The organism is Streptomyces sp. 13-12-16, from assembly GCF_002114215.1.
GTDB lineage: Bacteria > Actinomycetota > Actinomycetes > Streptomycetales > Streptomycetaceae > Streptomyces.
The window spans coordinates 1-1,501 of sequence record NZ_NCTE01000925.1 but is presented as its reverse complement, the minus strand read 5'-3'; the positions used below and the strand labels follow the sequence as shown (position 1 = coordinate 1,501).

The window sequence follows — 1,501 nt, the reverse complement described above, 5'->3', positions numbered from 1 at the left end:
CCCCGTCGTGCACGCGCCCACCCCCAGCGACGAGCCGCTCGGCGTGCCCGCCCTGCTCATCGCCTCCTTCCCGCTGGACTCCACCCGCCGGCACGCCGCCCCCGGCCCGCTCACCGACTTCCTCGTGCAGCGCGCCGCCGACGCCTACGCCGGGCTCCTCGCCGACTGGCGCCCGGTGACCGCCGGGATCATCGACCTCGTGCCGGGCCCGCTCGGCAAGGGCGAACTGGACGGCGCCCTGCGCCGGGCGGTCCTCGAACGGCTGCCCCGCACGTCCTTCCTGCCGCCCGCCGCCGAGCGGGACGAGCGGCACGACGACCCCGGACTGCCGGAATCCCTGCGGCCCCGCGACGCCGAGGTCGTCGAGGGTGCGGGCGCCGACACCGTACGGGTGCTGGCCGAGGTCCTCCCCACCCTCCTGCCCGCCGGTCTCGAACGCCGCGCGGAGCTGCGCACGCTGGGCGTGGCCCGCGTCCCGCTCACCGACGCGGTCGACCGGCTGGCCGGCCTGGAGAAGTCCCCCGACTGGTGGCGGCGGCTGTACGACAGCCTCGCCGGGGTCGACCCCGACCGGCTGTCCGGACTGCCGGTGCCGCTGGCCGACGGCAGGACGACGATCGGCCCCCGGCAGGTGCTGCTGCCCGGAGCGGAGGCCACCCGGATCGACCCCGAGGTGCTGGCCCGGCTCGGTCTCAAGGTCGCCCACCCGGACGCCGCCCACCCCCTCCTGGAGAAGCTCGGCGCGCTCCCCGCCACCCCGCGCGCCGTCCTCACCACCCCGCAGGTGCGGGCCGCCGTCGCCGCGTCCCTGGACGACGAGGGACCGGTGAACTGGGAGGAGGACACCCCGGACGCCGAGGAACTCGCCGACACCGTGCTGGGTCTGGTGCGCGACGCCGCCCTCGAACCCGGTGACGAGCCGTGGCTGGGCGCCCTCGCCCTCCCCGACGAGGACGGCGAACTCTCCCCGGCCTGCGAGCTGGTCTTCCCCGGCGGACCGTTCGCCCAGGTCATGCGCGAGGGCGAACTCGCCTCCGTGGACGGCGAACTGGCCGACAAGTGGGGCGAACAGCCGCTCGCCGCCTGCGGGGTGCTGGTCGACTTCGCGCTGATCCGCGCCACCGACGTCGTCCTCGACCCGGACGAACTGGAGCCGCGCGAGGGCGACTTCGCCGAGCCCGACGACGCGGGCCTGCTCGACGCCGTGGACGTGTGGAGCGAGGACGTCCTCGACCGCTTCCCGGACAGCCCCGTCCCGCCGGTCGCCACCGAGATCGTCGCCGTGCGCGACCTCGACCTCGTGGACGACGACCGCTGGCCCCAGGCCCTCGCCCTGCTCTCGCGGCCCCCGCTGCGCGACGCGCTCGTCCAGCCGGTGCGGATCCTGCTGCACGACGGCACCCACGAGGTCGTACGGCCGTACACCGCGTGGTGGCTGCGCGGGCACCCGGTGATCGGCGGGCGCCGCCCGGCCGGACTGCGCGCGGCCGGCGGCGACCCG

The 1,501-nt window shown here is 76.8% G+C and carries 1 pseudogene; it reads left to right on the top strand.

Going from position 1 to position 1,501, the window contains the following annotated elements:
- Window positions 1-1,501, top strand: a pseudogene (locus B7767_RS32335) (molecular chaperone Hsp90); the annotation flags it as partial.